This window comes from Aquincola agrisoli (assembly GCF_036621135.1).
Lineage (GTDB): Bacteria > Pseudomonadota > Gammaproteobacteria > Burkholderiales > Burkholderiaceae_C > Aquincola > Aquincola agrisoli.
Genome location: NZ_JAZIBG010000009.1, coordinates 408,067 through 423,368 on the forward strand (window position 1 = coordinate 408,067; position 15,302 = coordinate 423,368).

Consider the following 15,302-nt stretch of genomic DNA (forward strand, 5'->3'; position numbering starts at 1 on the left):
CGGATACCGGCCCCCCCACCCATTCAAACTTCCGCAGTCGCTGTCGATCGATCAGTTGGGCAGCGCGAACACTGTCAGCGATCCGCCCAGTTCGGTGTACTGGGACAGTTCCCGGTAGCCGCCCACGGCGCCCAGGCCATCCTGGTCCTTCTCGAGGCCTGCCGCCATGCCGATGCCGGCCCAGCCGCCAATGCCCGAGAACACCCCGATGTACTGCTTGCCCTTGAACTCATACGAGAACACGTTGCCGATGATCCCGGAGGGCGTCTTGAACTTGAACAACTCCTTCTTGATGTCGTTCTTGTCGACGCACTTCAGGTAGCCCTCCAGCGTGCCGTAGCAGGACAGGCCGCCCGCGGTGTTGAGCGAGCCGCTCCACACCGAGAATTTCTCGGGCTTGCTCTGCACGATCTTGCCGGTGCCGGCGTTCCAGGTGATGAAGTTGCCCATGCCGCCGTGGCTGCCCGGCGCGGGGTACATCGACAGCGTCGCCCCCACGTACGGCTGGCCGGCCGTGTACTCGACCTTGAACGGCTCGTAGTCCATGCAGACGTGGTTGGTCGGCACGTAGAAGAGCTTGGTCTCGGGGTCGTACGAGGCGGGCTGCTGGTCCTTCGAGCCGAGCGCCGCCGGGCAGATGCCCTTGGTGTTGACGTCGGGCCCGTTCTGCGCGGTCGAGTACTTCGACACCACCTGCGGGCGGCCCGTCTTCATGTCGACGTGCGTGGCCCAGTTCACCTGCGGGTCGTACTTCTCGGCCACCAGCAGCGCGCCGGTCACCCGGTCCATCGTGTAGGCGAAGCCGTTGCGGTCGAAGTGCACCAGCGCCTTCGTCGGCTTGCCCTTGACGTCGATGTCCGCGAGGATCATCTCGTTGACGCCGTCGAAGTCCCATTCGTCGAACGGGGTCATCTGGTAGACCCACTTGGCCATGCCGGTGTCCAGGTCACGCGCGAAGATGGTCATCGACCACTTGTTGTCGCCCGGGCGCTGCGACGGGTTCCACGTCGACGGGTTGCCGGTCCCGTAGTACATCAGGTTGGTGGCCTTGTCGTAGCTGAACCAGCCCCAGGTGGTGCCGCCGCCGATCTTCCACTGGTCGCCCTGCCAGGTCTTGAGCGACGAATCCTTGCCCACCGGCGCCATCTTGCCGTCGGTCCAGGTCATGGTCTTCTCGGGGTCCATCAGCATCTCGGCGTCGGGGCCCACGCTGTAGCCCTTCCAGGCCAGCTTGCCGTCCGCGAGGTTGTACGCCGCGATGAAGCCGCGCACGCCCCACTCGCCGCCCGAGATGCCGGTGATGACCTTGTCCTTGAAGATGTGCGGCGCGTTGGTGTTCACCGCGCCCAGCTTCGGATCGCCGTTCTTGGTGCTCCACAGCAGCTTGCCGGTGTTCGCGTCCAGGGCCACCAGCATCGAGTCGGCCTGCTGCAGGATGATCTTGCCCTCGGCGTAGGCCAGGCCGCGGTTCACGGTGTCGCAGCACATCTGCGGGATCACGGCCGGATCCTGCTTGGGCTCGTACTTCCACTTGATCTTCTGCGTCTCGAGGTCGAGCGCGAAGACCTTGTTGGGGAACGGCGTGTGCAGGTACATCGTGCCGTCGATCACCAGCGGCGAGCCTTCGTGGCCGCGCAGCACGCCGGTGGAGAAGGTCCACGCGACCTGCATCTTGCCGACGTTGCCCTTGTTGATCTGGTTCAACTTGCTGTAGCGCTGGTTGAACATGTCACCCGCCTGCATCGCCCAGTTCTTGGAGTTGGCGATGTTCTTCTCCACGTCGGCGTTGGCAAAGGCCAAGGCCGGGAGAGCCAACAGCGCGAGCCCCAAGCGACGCGCAAGGCATACGCTTGATTGCCGGGAAAGCTTCATCGATGTCTCCTTCTCTGGAGGTGGTCTGTGTTTGTGCGAAGGTCCGCCACCGAGGCCCTTCGGTGCTGATACGCAGACAGCGCTGACCGCAACAACCATGCCCATCGATGCCGGCCGGCGGCGGCCGGCGTGCGGCCCGCGAGCCACTTTTCCTGGCAACGCCGCAGGAGGGTGCGGGCCATCAGGTGAAACCCTGTTAATTGGTCCTTGCATTGCCGCCGGTGGCGGCTAATTCAATTCGGTCGCGGCGGGCAACATCAGGGAAAGCACGGGGAGTTGCAGAGCGCTGGCGATGCCCGGATGGCATGGCGACCTGGGTGTCCGTCGATGCGATTCGCGACAGTCGCGATCCTTTTTTTGGCGCAGAGTGTTGCAGGATGAGCGCAGGCGCCCTGCTCATGCAGGGAGGTCTTCCCTCTGCGGGCCGGGCACCGTGCCCAGGGCGCGGAAGTTGCAGGCCACGATGCACCGAGAGACCCCCATCCAATGCTCCGAACCCACGGCCTCACCAAGCGCTACGGCAAGCACACGGCATTGCAATCGCTGTCGATGCAATTGCACGCCGGCCAATTCGTCGCGCTGCTGGGGCCCAACGGTGCGGGCAAGTCGACGCTGTTCCAGGTGCTCACCGGCCTGTTCGCCGCCGACGAGGGCGAGGCCGAAGTGGCCGGCCATTCGCTGCGCCATGCCGCGACGGCGGCGCTGCGGCACATCGGCGTGGTGTTCCAGCAGGTCTCGCTCGACCTCGACCTGAGCATCCGCCGCAACCTGCTGTTCCAGGCCGACCTGCACGGCCTGCCGCGGCGCCTGGCGCTGCAGCGCATCGAGGCCGGCTGCGCGCGGCTCAACCTGGAGCCGGACCTCGACCGCAAGGTGCGCGAGCTGTCGGGCGGCAACCGCCGCAAGGTCGAACTGGTGCGGGCCGGCCTGCACCAGCCTGCGGTGCTGCTGATGGACGAAGCGACCGTCGGGCTCGACCCGAAGTCGCGCCGCGACCTGCTGGCCGCGCTGCGCACCGACGTGCGCGAACGCGGCACCTGCGTGCTGTGGGCCACGCATTGGGTCGAGGAGGCCGAGGCCGCCGACCGCGTGCTGGTGCTGCACAAGGGTTCCCTGATCGCCGACGGCACGCCGGCGGCGGTCGCCCAGTCGCTCGGAGAAGCGACGCTCGAAGCCGGCTTCATCCGGCGCACGGCATGACAACGATGGAGACACGCCCATGCACTTTCCCACCCGACTGGCCGCGCTGGCCCTCCTGGCCGCCTGCGGCGGCGCCTTCGCCAACGGCACGGCCTACGTGTCGAGCGAGAAGGACGACGCGCTCACGCTGATCGACCTCGGCACGCTCGCCGTCAAGGGCACGGTGCCCACCTGCAAGCGCGGGCGGCACCTGCAGCTCACGCCCGACCGCAAGCTGCTGGTGGCCTGCACCGACAGCAACGCGGCCGACCTGATCGACCCGGCGACTAACAAGTCGCTGCGCCGCATCCCGCTGAGCGACGAGCCGGAGGCCTTCGACCTCTCGCCCGACGGCAAGACGATCTACGTCTCCAACGAGGACGACGGCGAGGCCAGCTTCATCGACTTCGCGACCGGCAAGGTGCTGCAGTCGGTCAAGGTCGGCGGCGAGCCGGAGGGCGTCAAGGTCAGCGCGGACGGCAAGACGCTCTACGTCACCTCCGAGGTCGCCAACCTCGTGCACGTGATCGACGTGGCCAGCGCCAAGGTGGTGAAGAACATCAAGGCCGGCAAGCGGCCGCGCCGCATGGCCTTCACGCCCGACGGCAAGGAGCTGTGGGTCACCAACGAGCTGGACGCCACCGTCAGCATCGTCTCCACCGTCGACCACAGCGTCGTGGGCACGCTGAAGTTCGAGGTCAAGGGCGCGCGCACCGAGGACATCACGCCCGTCGGCATCCAGCTGACGCGCGACGGCAAGCGCGCCTTCGTCGCGCTCGGCCGCGCCAACCACGTCGCGTTCGTCGACGTGGCGTCGCGCAAGGTGACGCAACTCGTGCTGGTCGGCAAGCGGGCCTGGAACGTCACGCTCGACAAGGCCGAGCAGCGGCTCTACGTCGTCAACGGGCTGAGCGACGACGTCACCGTCGTCGACGTGGCCGGCGCCAAGGCGCTCAAGAGCATCCCGGTGGGCCGCGTGCCCTACGGGCTGGTGATCGTCGAATGACCGGAGCACGGCCACCGAGGCGCGCGGCGTGCCTGGCGGCGCTGCTGGCGGCGGCCGCCGTGCCGGGGCTGGCAGCCGCCGCCACGCTCAAGGCCACGCTGATCGCGCCGCAGGACGACCCGCGCCTGGAGCGCAGCCGCGTCGAGCGGGCCTACCTGGGCCACCCCACCGGCCCCGCCTCCGACGGCGTGGGCGTGGCGCTGGAGGAGGGCCGCTTCGAGCTGGACGCGGCCGGCCACGAGGTGGCGCTCGACACCGCCGAGGCCGCGTCGCTCGAGGCCGCCCGCGCCGCCGCCCAGAAGGCGGAGCAGGCGGGCGCCGCCGTGCTGCTCACCGACCTGTCCGCCGCGTGGACGCTGGCGGTGGCCGATGCGGTGAAGCTGCCGGTGCTCAACATCGGCGCGGCCGACGACCGGCTGCGCCAGCAGGACTGCCGCGCCCGCCTGTACCACCTGCTGCCGAGCGAGCGCATGCGCACCGATGCGCTGGCGCAGCTGCTGGTGTCGCGCAAATGGAGCAAGGTGTTGCTGCTCGCGGGGCAGGGCGCGGCCGACCAGGCGCGGGCGGCCGCCGCGCAGGCATCGCTCAAGCGCTACGGGCTGCAGCTGGTGGCGAACAAGCCGTACAAGCTCTCGGCCGATCCGCGCGAGCGCGACCTCGCCAACCCGCTGCTGCTGACCGCCGGCAGCACCTACGACGTGGTGTGGGTGGTCGACAGCGACGGCGAATTCGCCCGCACGCTGCCGTACCGCACCGTGCTGCCGCGGCCGGTGGTGGGCGATGCAGGGCTGGTCGCGCTGGGCTGGCACGCCCAGTTCGAGCGCTACGGTGCGCCGCAGGTCGCCCGGCGCTTCGCCAAGGCGGCCAAGCGCCCGATGACCGCGAACGACTGGGCGGCGTGGATGGCCGGCAAGGCGCTGGTGGCGCTGGCGACCTCCGCGCCGCCGGGCAAGGCCGTGGCGGCGGCGGCCTGGACGCAGGCGCTGCCCGGGCTCTCGCTCGACGGCTCCAAGGGCACCCCGCTCGGCTTTCGGCCGTGGGACGGGCAGCTGCGCCAGACGCTGCTGCTGACCGACGGCCAGGGCGTGGTGGCGCAGGCGCCGGTGGAGGGGCTGCTGCATCCCACCAACACGCTCGACACCCTCGGCGCCGACGGGCCCGAGAAGCTGTGCAAGGCCGCGCGATGAGCGACGACCGCCGCCCCGCCCGCGACCTCGCCGAGCGCCCGCCGGGCGGGCTGGGCGCCGCCGGCGCGCCCGCCGCCACCGGCGCCCGCAGCGGCCCCGCCCACGCGCTGCAGGCGCTGCAGGCCATCGTGCTGCGCGAGCTGTTCAAGTTCTCGCAGCAGACCGGCCGGCTGGTGTCGGCGCTGGTGCGGCCGCTGCTGTGGCTGGCGGTGTTCGCCGCGGGCTTCCGCAACGTGTTCGGCGTGGCCATCGTCGAGCCCTACGACACCTACATCCCCTACGACGTCTACATCGCGCCGGGGCTGGTGGGCATGGTGCTGCTGTTCAACGGCATGCAGTCGTCGCTGGCGATGGTGTACGACCGCGAGATGGGCCTGATGCGGCTGCTGCTGACCGCGCCGCTGCCTCGGCCGTGGCTGCTGTTCTCCAAGCTGTGCGCGACGGCGCTGCTGTCGGTGCTGCAGGCGCTGGCCTTCGTGGCCGTCGCGGCGCTGGTCGGCACCACGCTGCCGGTGCTGTCGTGGGCGGGCCTGCATGCGCTGCTCGCGCTGCTGTGCGGTGCGCTGATGCTGGGCGCGCTGGGGCTGCTGCTGTCGGTGCACATCCGGCAGCTGGAGAACTTCGCCGGCACGATGAACTTCGTCATCTTCCCGATGTACTTCATGTCCACCGCGCTGTACCCGCTGTGGAAGCTGCAGGAGTCGGGCGCCGAATGGGTCTACCAGCTCGCCCGCGTCAACCCCTTCACCCATGCCATCGAGTGGATCCGCTTCGCGCTCTACGGCAAGGACCCGGGCCTCGCGCCCTACGTGGTGGTGGGCTGCCTGGTGGTGTTCTTCGTCGTCGCTTGCTGGGGCTACGACCCGCAGCGCGGCTTTGGCGGCCTGGCCAAGCGGGGATGATGAACCACCCCCGTTGCGCCTTCGGCACTCCCTCTCGAGGGGGTGCCACCAGCGGACCGGCGAAGCCGGATCCGCGGTGGCCGCTGGGTCCTGGCCTGGCGGGGAGCCGCTGAGATGGTCACGCGAAGGCAGCTCCTCGCGGGGACGGCGGCCTGGGCGGCCGGCGGCGCGGCGATGTCGGCGGTGCGGGCAGCCGGCCCGGCGTTTCCGACGCGGCCCGTCACGCTGTGGGTGCCCTGGGCCGCGGGCGGCGCGACCGACATCGCGCTGCGGCTGCTGGCCGAGCTGGCCTCGCACCACCTCGGCCAGCCGGTGGTCACCGAGAACCGCGGCGGCGGCGGCGGCACGCTGGTGATGCCCATCCTGCAGAGCGCCGCGCCCGACGGCTACACCATCGCGCAGATGCCCTTTCCGGTGTTCCGCATCGCCCACACGCAGAAGGTGCTGTGGGACCCGGTGCGCGACACCACGCCGATCCTGCAGGTCTCGGGCGTGACCTTCGGCGTGCTGGTGGCGGCGGGCAGCCCGTTCATGTCGCTCGACGACCTGTTCGCCTACGCGCGGGCGCACCCCGGCGAGCTGTCGATCGCGACCAACGGCGTCGGCACCACGCCGCACGTCGTGCTGGAGACGCTGTTCACCGCCCGCGGCATGCGCTACATCCACGTGCCCTACAAGGGCACGGGCGAGCAGCTCAACGCGATCTCCGCAGGGCAGGTGATGGCCGGCGTCAACTCCACGGGCTTCGGGCCGGCGGTCGATACCGGCCGGTTGCGGCTGCTGGCCACCTTCGCGGCGCATCGCTCGCGGCGCTGGCCGGAGGTGCCGACGCTGCGCGACCTGGGCTTCGACATCGTCGCGCAGTCGCCCTACGGCCTGGTCGGGCCGCGGGGCATGGCCTCGTCGGTGGTCGAGGTGCTGCACCAGGCCTTCCGCAAGGCACTGTTCGATCCGCGCTTCGTGCAGGAGATCGCGAAGTACGACCAGGACGTCGACTACCTCGGCCCGGCCGACTATGCAGCCGCGTGCCGGGCGCTGCACGCGCAGGAGCGCCTCAATGCCGAGCGTCTCGGCGTCGCCAGGGAGAGCACCGGTGGCTGACCCCGTCCCACTTCCGCCGTCGCCGCGCTGGCGTGGCGACCTGCTGCGCGTGCTGCTGGCCGCCGCGGCGTGTTACGTGGTCTCCGTGCGCATCGACCTGCACGAGCGCATGGTGCGCTGGTTCGGCCGCTACGAGCGCTGGCAGGTCGACGAGCTGCCGTTGACGGCGCTGGTGCTCGCCGTCGGGCTGGCCTGGTATGCGTGGCGCCGCATGGGCGAGGTGCGGGTCGAGCTGGGCCGGCGCCGCGCGGCCGAGGCGCACGCCGCTGCGCTGCTCGCGCACAACCGCGAGCTGGCGCAACAGCTCATCGGCGTGCAGGAGCGCGAGCGGCTGGCGCTGGCGCGCGAGCTGCACGACGAGCTGGGCCAGGGCTGCAGCGCCATCCGCGTCGAGACCGCCTGCCTGCGCCGCTGCGCGCCGGCCGGCGACACCGTGCTGCTCGCCGCGGCGGCCCGGGCCGACCTGGCGGCGCAGACGCTCTACCAGCAGGTGCGCGAGCTGCTGCGCCGGCTGCGCCCCGCCGACCTCGACGCACTCGGGCTGGTGGCGGCGGTGCAGACGCTGTGCGAGGCCTGGTCGCGGCGCACCGGCGTGGCCTGCAGCTTCGAGCAGGACGGGCTGGACGCACCGCTGCCCGACCTCGTCAACATCACCGTCTACCGCGTGGTGCAGGAGTCGCTGACCAATGTGCAGCGGCATGCGCAGGCGCGGGCGGTGCGTGTGCTGCTGCGGCTCGATGCCGCCCAGGGCCTGCAGCTGGCGGTGTGCGACGACGGCGTCGGCATGGACCCGCAGGCGGCCACGCGGGGGCTCGGGCTGCTGGGCTGCGTCGAGCGGGCCGCGGCCGTGGGCGGCACGCTGCAGGTGGTGAGCGCGCCCGGCGCGGGCTGCGCGATGCGCCTGGCCCTGCCGTGCACGGCGCTGGGTGCGGCCGCCACGGCGGCGGCGTCGGCGATGAAGGCGGCCGCATGATCCGCGTGCTGCTCGCCGACGACCACCCGGTGGTGCGCAGCGGCTACCAGCGCCTGCTCGGCATGGAGGCCGACCTGCGCGTGGTGGGCGAGGCCGCCAGCGGCGACGAGGCCTACGCCCTGCACCAGGCGCAGATGCCCGACGTGCTGGTGACCGACCTGTCGATGCCCGGCGGCGGGCTGGAGCTGATCCGCCGCGTGATGCGCCGCGACCCGCGGGCCCGGGTGCTGGTCTTCAGCATGCACGACAGCGCCTCGCTGGTGCGGCAGGCCTTCGAGGCCGGCGCCCGCGGCTTCCTCACCAAGGCCAGCCCGCCGGAGAGCCTGGTCGACGCCGTGCGGGCGCTGGCCGCCGGCCGCCGTTACCTGGGGCCGGAGCTGCCCGCCTCGCTGCTGGAGCCGGCGGCCGGCGCCGCCGGCGACGATGCGCTCTCGGCCCTGAGCCCGCGCGAGTTCGAGATCTTCCGGCTGCTGGCCGAGGGCCGCTCGTCGAGCGAATGCGCGCAGGCGCTCAAGCTGAGCCCGAAGACCGTGGCCAACCACCAGACGGTGATCAAGGACAAGCTGGGCGTGCACACCAGCGCGGCGCTGGCGCACCTGGCGCTGCTGCACGGGGTCATCGGGCTGCCGGCGGCGGTTTAGGACGGCTCTAGGTGTCGCAGGCGCATCGGCGAGCCGATACCCGGCTGCCGGGCCAGGTGATCAAACGTGGACTCCGCGTGGTGCAAGAAGCGTCCGGCCGTCTCCACGCTGGCGTGTTCCGCCAGGTAGACGAAGTGCTCCACCAGATCGCGCCTTGCGGCGTCGTGTTGATGAAGTGTGGGCATCAGCGCCTGGATCTGGGCGTGGCGATCCTGGAGAGCGCTTCCTTGCGGATGGAACTCCATTCCGCGGCCGTCAGCGCAGACTTGGGGCTCTGCAGCCCCTCCAGCAGCTTGGTTTCCAGTTCCTCCTCGGCTTTGCGCTTTTCGTCGGCCCGGATGAGTTCACGAATGTATTCGCTGACGCTGCTGTAGCGGCCTTGCGCAATCTGCCCGTCGACGAACTGCTTCAGCGGGTCGGGCAGGGAAATGTTCATGCTTTGCATCGCAGACTCCAGAGACGTCATATCCGCCCGTCAAGCCAGCACGGGTGGCAGGAAATGGCAATGAATGCCATGGGCGGTGGCACAGGATCGGGGTCAGTCCTCATCCCCGCCGGGAAGTTTTCCCTGTCGTCCGCCGGGCGGCCTTGTCAGCATGCGGCCATGCGCGCGCGACGCGCGAGCCGTTCGACAACACCACGCGAGGAGACCCCATGACGACGACCCGAAGCGCCGCGCAGCGGCCTGGCTGGCCCACCCTGCTGGCGCTGGCCGCCGCCGCGGCCTGTGCCCCGGCCTGGGCGCAGGCGCAGGCCGCCGATGCACCCTCCGCCGGCCAGGTCACGGTGATCGGCGTCACGCCGCTGCCGGGCCTGGGCGTGCCGCGCGACGAGGTGCCGGCCAACGTGCAGACCGGCCGCGCGGCCGACATGGATCGCCGCCATGCCCCCGACCTCACCAACTACATGAACCGCACGCTGGGCGGCGTGCACGTCAACGAGATCCAGAACAACCCCTTCCAGGCCGACGTCAACTTCCGCGGCTTCACCGCCTCGCCGCTGCTCGGCACCGGCCAGGGCCTGTCGGTGTACGTCGACGGCGTGCGCGTCAACCAGCCGTTCGGCGACGTGGTGAGCTGGGACCTCATCCCCCGCGCGGCGATCTCGTCGATCACGCTGATGCCGGGCAGCAACCCGCTGTTCGGCCTCAACACGCTCGGCGGCGCGCTGTCGGTGCAGACCAAGGACGGCATCAGCCACCCGGGCACGTCGGTGGAGTTCCTCGTCGGCTCGCACCAGCGCCGGCAGCTCACCTTCGAGACCGGCGGCAACCAGGGCGCGACGGGGCTCGACTGGTACGTCACCGGCAACCGCTTCCGCGAGGACGGCTGGCGCGACGCCTCGCCCAGCGACGTGAGGCAGCTCTTCGGCAAGCTCGGCTTCCGCTCGGCCGACACGCGCATCGCGATCAGCGCCGCGGTGGCCGACAACGACCTCACCGGCAACGGCCTGCAGGAGCAACGCCTGCTCGACAGGGACTACAGCAGCATCTACACCAAGCCCGACGAGACGCACAACCGCGCGATGCTGCTGAACCTGGCGGCCACGCACCAGCTCGGCAACGGCTTCTCGCTGTCGGGCAACGCCTACTGGCGCCGGGTGCGCACCCACACGCTCAACGGCGACCTGAACGACGACTCGCTCACCGAGTCGCTCTACCAGCCCGGCGACGAGGAGCAGGAGGCGCTGGCCGAAGCGGGGTACACCGGCTTCCCGACCAGCGGCGAGAGCCCGGCCAACACCCCGTTCCCGAAGTGGCGCTGCATCGCCAACGCGCTGCTCGTCGACGAGCCGGCCGAGAAGTGCAACGGCCTGCTCAACACCACGCGCACCACGCAGCGCAACTGGGGCCTGTCGGGCCAGCTCAACTGGGACGGCCAGCTCGGCGGCCTGCGCAACCAGCTCGCGCTGGGCGCGGCGATGGACTGGAGCCGCGTGCATTTCCTGCAGGGCTCCGAGCTGGGCTACCTGACGCCCGACCGCGGCGTGGTCGGTGTCGGCGCGTTCGGCGACGGCGTGACCGGCGGCAACGAGGATGGCGAGCCCTACGACACCCGGGTCGACCTCTCGGCCCGCACCCGCACCTGGAGCCTGTTCGCAAGCGACACGCTGGCGCTGTCGCGCCGCACCCACCTGACGCTCGCCGGACGCTACAACCGCACGACGATCCGCAGCAGCGACGCGATCCTGCCGGGCGGCGGCCCCGGATCGCTCGACGGGCGCCACACCTTCAAGCGCTTCAACCCGGCGGTGGGGCTGACCTTCTCGCCGACCGATGCGCTCAACGCCTACGTGGGTTTCAACCAGGGCAGCCGCGCGCCGTCGGCGATCGAGCTGGGCTGCGCCGACCCGGCCAACCCCTGCAAGCTGCCGAACTCGATGGCGGGCGACCCGCCGCTCAAGCAGGTCGTCACCAGCACGCTGGAAGCCGGGCTGCGCGGCGGCGTGCCGGGGCGCTACGGCTGGAACGTCGGCGTCTTCCGGGCCGACAACAAGAACGACATCCTCTTCGTCGCCGACGACCAGGCCGGCTTCGGCTACTTCAAGAACTTCGGCAAGACACGCCGCCAGGGCCTGGAGGCCGGGCTGAACTTCGCCTTCTCGCGCGACCTGACGCTGGGCGTCAACTACACCTACCTCGACGCCACCTACCGCAGCGCCGAGGTGGTCGACGGCTCCAGCAACAGCAGCAACGAGGAGGCCGAGGAAGGCAACCCGGGCACCGAGGGCACGATCAACATCCGTTCGGGCGACCGCATCCCGCTGATCCCGCGCCACATGCTCAAGCTCTTCGCCGACTGGCGCGTGGGCGGCGGCTGGTCGCTGGGCGCGGACGTCACTGCGGTGGGCGGCTCCATCGCACGCGGCAACGAGAACGGCGAGCACGAGCCCGACGGCACCTACTACCTCGGCAAGGGCCGCAGCGGCGGCTACGCGGTGCTGAACCTGAGCGCCGACTACGAGCCCAACGCGAGCTGGCGCTTCTTCGTGCAGGTCAACAACGTGTTCGACCGCCAGTACGCCACGGCCGCGCAGCTTGGCGCCACGGGCTTCGACGCCAACGGCAACTTCCAGGCGCGGCCCTTCCCGGCCAATGCCGAAGGCGAGCGGCCGCTGCAGCACTCCACCTTCTACGCCCCGGGCGCGCCGCGCACGGTGTGGGCGGGGGTGAGGTACAGCTTCGGGAAGTGAGGGCAGGGGCCGAGGCGGCGCCGTTCGTGCAGCGTTTGCGGCTCATGGTGTGAGCCGCATTCGCCGATTTGCGGCTCAAGGCATCTTCGAAGGGATGAAAGCTGCCATGCCCCGCAGCTGGATCCAGACATCACGAGCCGGAGATCATTTCGCTGCCGGAATAAAGGCGTCGACGTTGCCGGAGCGAATGGCGTTTGCCATCTGCTTTGACAGCCGCTTCGCATTCTCATAAGTGTCTTCGCTCCCGCTGGCCATTTCTGCCAATGCACGGTCTTGGCGGGTTTGAAAACAAGTCTGGCCGGTGGCACATTGGAGCGCCAGTGCCAAGTCATTTTCGAGCGAACAGGCCAGCCCGAGCTCGCAAGGCAATAAGTATGCAGCCGTATGCACCACCTCCGACGCAACCGGATACTGATGGCCGTCGAAATGAAACGTCTTGGTCGATTGGAGGCCCGGGGTAAGGATCCGAACGCCTATCTGGTCCAGTTGGACCGGATCGGCGAGACCCAGGATCGACTTTATTGCGAGGCGAGCAGCTTCGATGTTTTTATTCTGCGTCTCCTTATAGAAGCTGGCAGAGGAGGCCTCCAAACTGTCTTGGTCAACCAGGGTGGCGGGGAAGTCGGCGCCGCTCAATTCTGCAGAGGTAAAGTCAGTGCACTTGTCCCTCAGGAACCGCAAAGCTTCCACTCGGCGGCGATGCGTATGACCGTCGTGTTCTTGCTCCGTTGCGGCCTGCAGATGTTGCAGTTGATCGTCCTGCGCACGGACAAGTCCGCACTGCCTTAGAAAGGCGCGTGAATAGAACATGCCCCCCCGTTCTGGATGCTGCATGGCGTATTGAACAAACGCCCTGCCGGATTTCGTTTCATAGAACGCCTTGAGCATCGGGTGGGCTGGCATGTCCCCGATGGCCTCTGACGGGGCCTGTGCCGGCTGGTTTGGTGTCGCTGCGGCGGGGGGATCGGATGGCGGACCAGCAGGCACCGCAACCCTGCTATGGGCTGTTCCAGCCCGCCCTGGTGCCTCTGCGCTGTGAAACGGCGCTATCAACAGCACCCCGACCCCGCCGGCCAAGACCATCGCGGCCAGGAGGAGCGTTTTGTATTGGCGTGACATCTGGGATCTCGGTCCATCGAAGCTGATATCGCCGCGTCGCGCAGTAATGTATGTGCATGGCTGTCAGCCATCCGGTTGTTTCGTCTGCCTGGGTCGTCGCAAGCGTCGGCCGCCCGCGGGTTTGCCCGGAAGGCGCAGCTCTTGCTCCCATTCCACGCGTCGACCGCCGCTGCCGCGCCTGTGCCACGGGCGTGACAGTGTGTGCCGCGCATCGGGCGCGGTGCGGCCGGCCGGCAGAGGCCGCCCGAGCGGCCCGGGAGCCTGCAATTGGAGCGAGACGACGCGTTGCTGAACGATTGGCGCCAGCGTGCACTGGCGCTGGAGGCCGAGGTGGCGCAGGCCGTGATCGGCCAGCGGCGGGTGATCCGGGCCGTCAGCACCGCGGTGTTCGCCCGCGGCCACGTGCTGCTGCAAGGCGACGTGGGCGTGGGCAAGACCACGCTGCTGCGCGCCTTCGCGCGGGTGCTGGGCGGCGCCTTCGCGCGCACCGAGGGCACGATCGACCTGATGCCCAACGACCTCGTCTACTACACCTACATCGGCGCCGACGGGCGGCCGGCGGTGGACCCGGGGCCGCTGATCGAGCACGGCGAGCACCTGGCGATCTTCTTCTTCAACGAGATCAACCGCGCCCGGCCGCAGGTGCACTCGCTGCTGCTGCGCGTGATGGCCGAGCGCAGCGTCTCGGCCTTCAACCGCGAGGTGCGCTTCCCGCACCTGCTGGTGTTCGCCGACCGGAACCGCGTGGAGCGGGAGGAGACCTTCGAGATCTCCTCCGCCGCGCGCGACCGCTTCATGATGGAGGTGACGATCGACGCACCGGCGACCGACGACGACCGCCGCCAGCTGATGTTCGATCCCCGCTTCCACGACACCGACCGCCTCGTCGGCGGGCTGCGCAGCGGCATGGTCCCGCATGCCGAGCTGAACGACGTGGCCGAGGCGATCCAGCACCACGTGCAGGCCTCGCCCGCGCTGCAGGACTACGCACTCGCGCTGTGGCGCGCCACGGCGGTGCCGGCGGAGTACGGCGTGCGCCTGTCGGACCTCGACACCGCGCGGCTCATGCTGGCCGGCGCCAGCCCGCGCGGCATGAGCATGCTGATGCGCGCGACGCGCGTGGCCGCCTGGCTGGACGGGCGCGGCTACGCAACGCCCGAGGACGTGCAGTCGGTGTTCGTCGACACGCTGGCGCACCGCCTGTGCTTCCAGCCGGTGTACGAGATGCGGCGCGGCGAGATCGCCGCGCCGCTGATGGCCGGCATCCTGGGCGCGGTGGCGGCGCCATGATCGAGGAGATCCACTACCGCGTCGGCGGGCCGGTGCGCGGGCACTTCCCCGGCCACCACCGCAGCACGCGCGGCGACAGCGGCTTCGAATTCCGCGGCCATGCCTCGTTGCTCGATGCGCCCGATCCGCGCCGGCTCGACCTGCACGCCAGCCTGCGTGACCCGTTCGGCGGCTGGCGGGTGCGGGTGCATGCGCAGCGCATGGCGGTGCCGGTGGCGATGGTGGTCGACCTGTCGGCCTCCATGGGCTTCGAGGGCACGCGCCGCAAGCTCGATGTGGTGGCCGACTTCGTCGACAGCCTGGCCTGGTCGGCCTGGCGCACGGGCGACAGCTTCGGCTTCGTCGGCTGCGAGGCGGTGGTGTGCGATGCGATGCTGCAGCCGCAGACCCGCAGCCGCGGCGCGGGCGGCATCGTCGCCCGGGCGCTGCGGCTGTACACGCCCACCGGCCGCAGCGCACACGGGCTGCTCGATGCCGTGCAGCACCTCTCGCGGCAGCGCTCGCTGGTCTTCCTCGTGTCCGACTTCCACCTGCCGCCCGCGCTGGTCGAGCAGGTGCTCGACAGCCTGGCCGCGCACGAGGTGGTGCCGGTGGTGCTGTGGGATCCGCTGGAATTCGGGCCCGCCGCCCGGCGCGGCCTGCTGCCGGTGGTCGACCCGGAGACCGGCCACCGCCGCCTGGTGTGGTGGCGCCCCGCGCTGCGCGCGCGCTGGCAGGCGGCGCGTGCCGCGCACCGCGAGCGGCTGCTGCAGGCGCTGCGGTCGCGGCGCCTGTCGCCGCTGGTCATCGAGGGCGGCTTCGAGGCCGAGGCCGTCACCCGCCACTTCCTCGCATGACGGG

At 70.2% G+C, this 15,302-nt stretch carries 13 protein-coding genes; 10 read left to right on the plus strand and 3 right to left on the minus strand.

Going from position 1 to position 15,302, the window contains the following annotated elements:
* Positions 1–51: 51 nt before the first annotated feature.
* Positions 52–1,872: a PQQ-dependent ethylene glycol dehydrogenase XoxF gene (xoxF, locus tag V4F39_RS03740; RefSeq protein WP_332287927.1), complete on the minus strand. Its 1,821-nt coding sequence runs from the start codon at positions 1,870–1,872 to the stop codon at positions 52–54.
* A gap of 486 nt (positions 1,873–2,358) precedes the next feature.
* Between xoxF and V4F39_RS03745 the strand changes: the two genes are divergently transcribed.
* The 7 genes from V4F39_RS03745 to V4F39_RS03775 all read left to right on the plus strand — a co-directional run bounded on the left by V4F39_RS03745 (position 2,359) and on the right by V4F39_RS03775 (position 8,861).
* Positions 2,359–3,072 carry an ABC transporter ATP-binding protein gene (locus V4F39_RS03745; RefSeq protein ID WP_332287928.1) on the plus strand — a complete coding sequence of 238 codons (714 nt, stop codon included), beginning with the start codon at positions 2,359–2,361 and terminating at the stop codon, positions 3,070–3,072.
* 19 nt (positions 3,073–3,091) lie between these two features.
* Complete coding sequence (locus V4F39_RS03750; protein WP_332287929.1) at positions 3,092–4,057, plus strand: PQQ-dependent catabolism-associated beta-propeller protein; 966 nt, start codon at positions 3,092–3,094, stop codon at positions 4,055–4,057.
* Positions 4,054–5,244: an ABC transporter substrate-binding protein gene (locus V4F39_RS03755; RefSeq protein WP_332287930.1), complete on the plus strand. Its 1,191-nt coding sequence runs from the start codon at positions 4,054–4,056 to the stop codon at positions 5,242–5,244. The genes V4F39_RS03750 and V4F39_RS03755 overlap by 4 nt, the downstream gene beginning before the upstream one ends.
* Positions 5,241–6,146, plus strand: a complete 906-nt coding sequence (locus tag V4F39_RS03760; RefSeq protein WP_332287932.1) for an ABC transporter permease — start codon at positions 5,241–5,243, stop codon at positions 6,144–6,146. The genes V4F39_RS03755 and V4F39_RS03760 overlap by 4 nt, the downstream gene beginning before the upstream one ends.
* A gap of 114 nt (positions 6,147–6,260) precedes the next feature.
* Positions 6,261–7,247, plus strand: a complete 987-nt coding sequence (locus tag V4F39_RS03765) for a tripartite tricarboxylate transporter substrate binding protein (RefSeq protein WP_378235034.1) — start codon at positions 6,261–6,263, stop codon at positions 7,245–7,247.
* The gene (locus tag V4F39_RS03770) at positions 7,240–8,220 is read left to right on the plus strand and encodes a sensor histidine kinase (protein WP_332287933.1); all 981 of its coding nucleotides are present in this window, start codon (positions 7,240–7,242) and stop codon (positions 8,218–8,220) included. Before V4F39_RS03765 ends, V4F39_RS03770 begins: the two co-directional genes overlap by 8 nt.
* The gene (locus tag V4F39_RS03775; RefSeq protein ID WP_332287934.1) at positions 8,217–8,861 is read left to right on the plus strand and encodes a response regulator transcription factor; all 645 of its coding nucleotides are present in this window, start codon (positions 8,217–8,219) and stop codon (positions 8,859–8,861) included. The genes V4F39_RS03770 and V4F39_RS03775 overlap by 4 nt, the downstream gene beginning before the upstream one ends.
* Positions 8,862–9,045: 184 nt before the next feature.
* Here V4F39_RS03775 and V4F39_RS03780 read toward each other — a convergent pair whose 3' ends face one another.
* Positions 9,046–9,306, minus strand: coding sequence for a type II toxin-antitoxin system ParD family antitoxin (locus V4F39_RS03780; protein ID WP_332287935.1), 261 nt, complete (start codon positions 9,304–9,306; stop codon positions 9,046–9,048).
* 209 nt (positions 9,307–9,515) lie between these two features.
* Between V4F39_RS03780 and V4F39_RS03785 the strand changes: the two genes are divergently transcribed.
* The gene (locus V4F39_RS03785; protein ID WP_332287936.1) at positions 9,516–12,053 is read left to right on the plus strand and encodes a TonB-dependent receptor; all 2,538 of its coding nucleotides are present in this window, start codon (positions 9,516–9,518) and stop codon (positions 12,051–12,053) included.
* 144 nt (positions 12,054–12,197) lie between these two features.
* On the opposite strand, the gene V4F39_RS03790 is transcribed toward V4F39_RS03785, so the two are convergent.
* Positions 12,198–12,941: a hypothetical protein gene (locus V4F39_RS03790; RefSeq protein WP_332287937.1), complete on the minus strand. Its 744-nt coding sequence runs from the start codon at positions 12,939–12,941 to the stop codon at positions 12,198–12,200.
* A gap of 498 nt (positions 12,942–13,439) precedes the next feature.
* Between V4F39_RS03790 and V4F39_RS03795 the strand changes: the two genes are divergently transcribed.
* Positions 13,440–14,462, plus strand: a complete 1,023-nt coding sequence (locus V4F39_RS03795) for an AAA family ATPase (protein ID WP_332287938.1) — start codon at positions 13,440–13,442, stop codon at positions 14,460–14,462.
* Positions 14,459–15,298 (plus strand): DUF58 domain-containing protein, encoded by an 840-nt coding sequence (locus V4F39_RS03800; RefSeq protein ID WP_332287939.1) that lies wholly within the window; start codon positions 14,459–14,461, stop codon positions 15,296–15,298. The genes V4F39_RS03795 and V4F39_RS03800 overlap by 4 nt, the downstream gene beginning before the upstream one ends.
* The last annotated feature ends 4 nt before the right edge of the window (positions 15,299–15,302 follow it).

What these genes read in the sequence shown, in the direction of transcription:
- xoxF (WP_332287927.1), bottom strand. Translation starts at nt 1,872, where the DNA reads ATGAAGCTTTCCCGGCAATCAAGCGTATGCCTTGCGCGTCGCTTGGGG.
- V4F39_RS03745 (WP_332287928.1), top strand. Translation starts at nt 2,359, where the DNA reads ATGCTCCGAACCCACGGCCTCACCAAGCGCTACGGCAAGCACACGGCA.
- V4F39_RS03750 (WP_332287929.1), top strand. Translation starts at nt 3,092, where the DNA reads ATGCACTTTCCCACCCGACTGGCCGCGCTGGCCCTCCTGGCCGCCTGC.
- V4F39_RS03755 (WP_332287930.1), top strand. Translation starts at nt 4,054, where the DNA reads ATGACCGGAGCACGGCCACCGAGGCGCGCGGCGTGCCTGGCGGCGCTG.
- V4F39_RS03760 (WP_332287932.1), top strand. Translation starts at nt 5,241, where the DNA reads ATGAGCGACGACCGCCGCCCCGCCCGCGACCTCGCCGAGCGCCCGCCG.
- V4F39_RS03765 (WP_378235034.1), top strand. Translation starts at nt 6,261, where the DNA reads ATGGTCACGCGAAGGCAGCTCCTCGCGGGGACGGCGGCCTGGGCGGCC.
- V4F39_RS03775 (WP_332287934.1), top strand. Translation starts at nt 8,217, where the DNA reads ATGATCCGCGTGCTGCTCGCCGACGACCACCCGGTGGTGCGCAGCGGC.
- V4F39_RS03780 (WP_332287935.1), bottom strand. Translation starts at nt 9,306, where the DNA reads ATGCAAAGCATGAACATTTCCCTGCCCGACCCGCTGAAGCAGTTCGTC.
- V4F39_RS03785 (WP_332287936.1), top strand. Translation starts at nt 9,516, where the DNA reads ATGACGACGACCCGAAGCGCCGCGCAGCGGCCTGGCTGGCCCACCCTG.
- V4F39_RS03790 (WP_332287937.1), bottom strand. Translation starts at nt 12,941, where the DNA reads ATGCTCAAGGCGTTCTATGAAACGAAATCCGGCAGGGCGTTTGTTCAA.
- V4F39_RS03800 (WP_332287939.1), top strand. Translation starts at nt 14,459, where the DNA reads ATGATCGAGGAGATCCACTACCGCGTCGGCGGGCCGGTGCGCGGGCAC.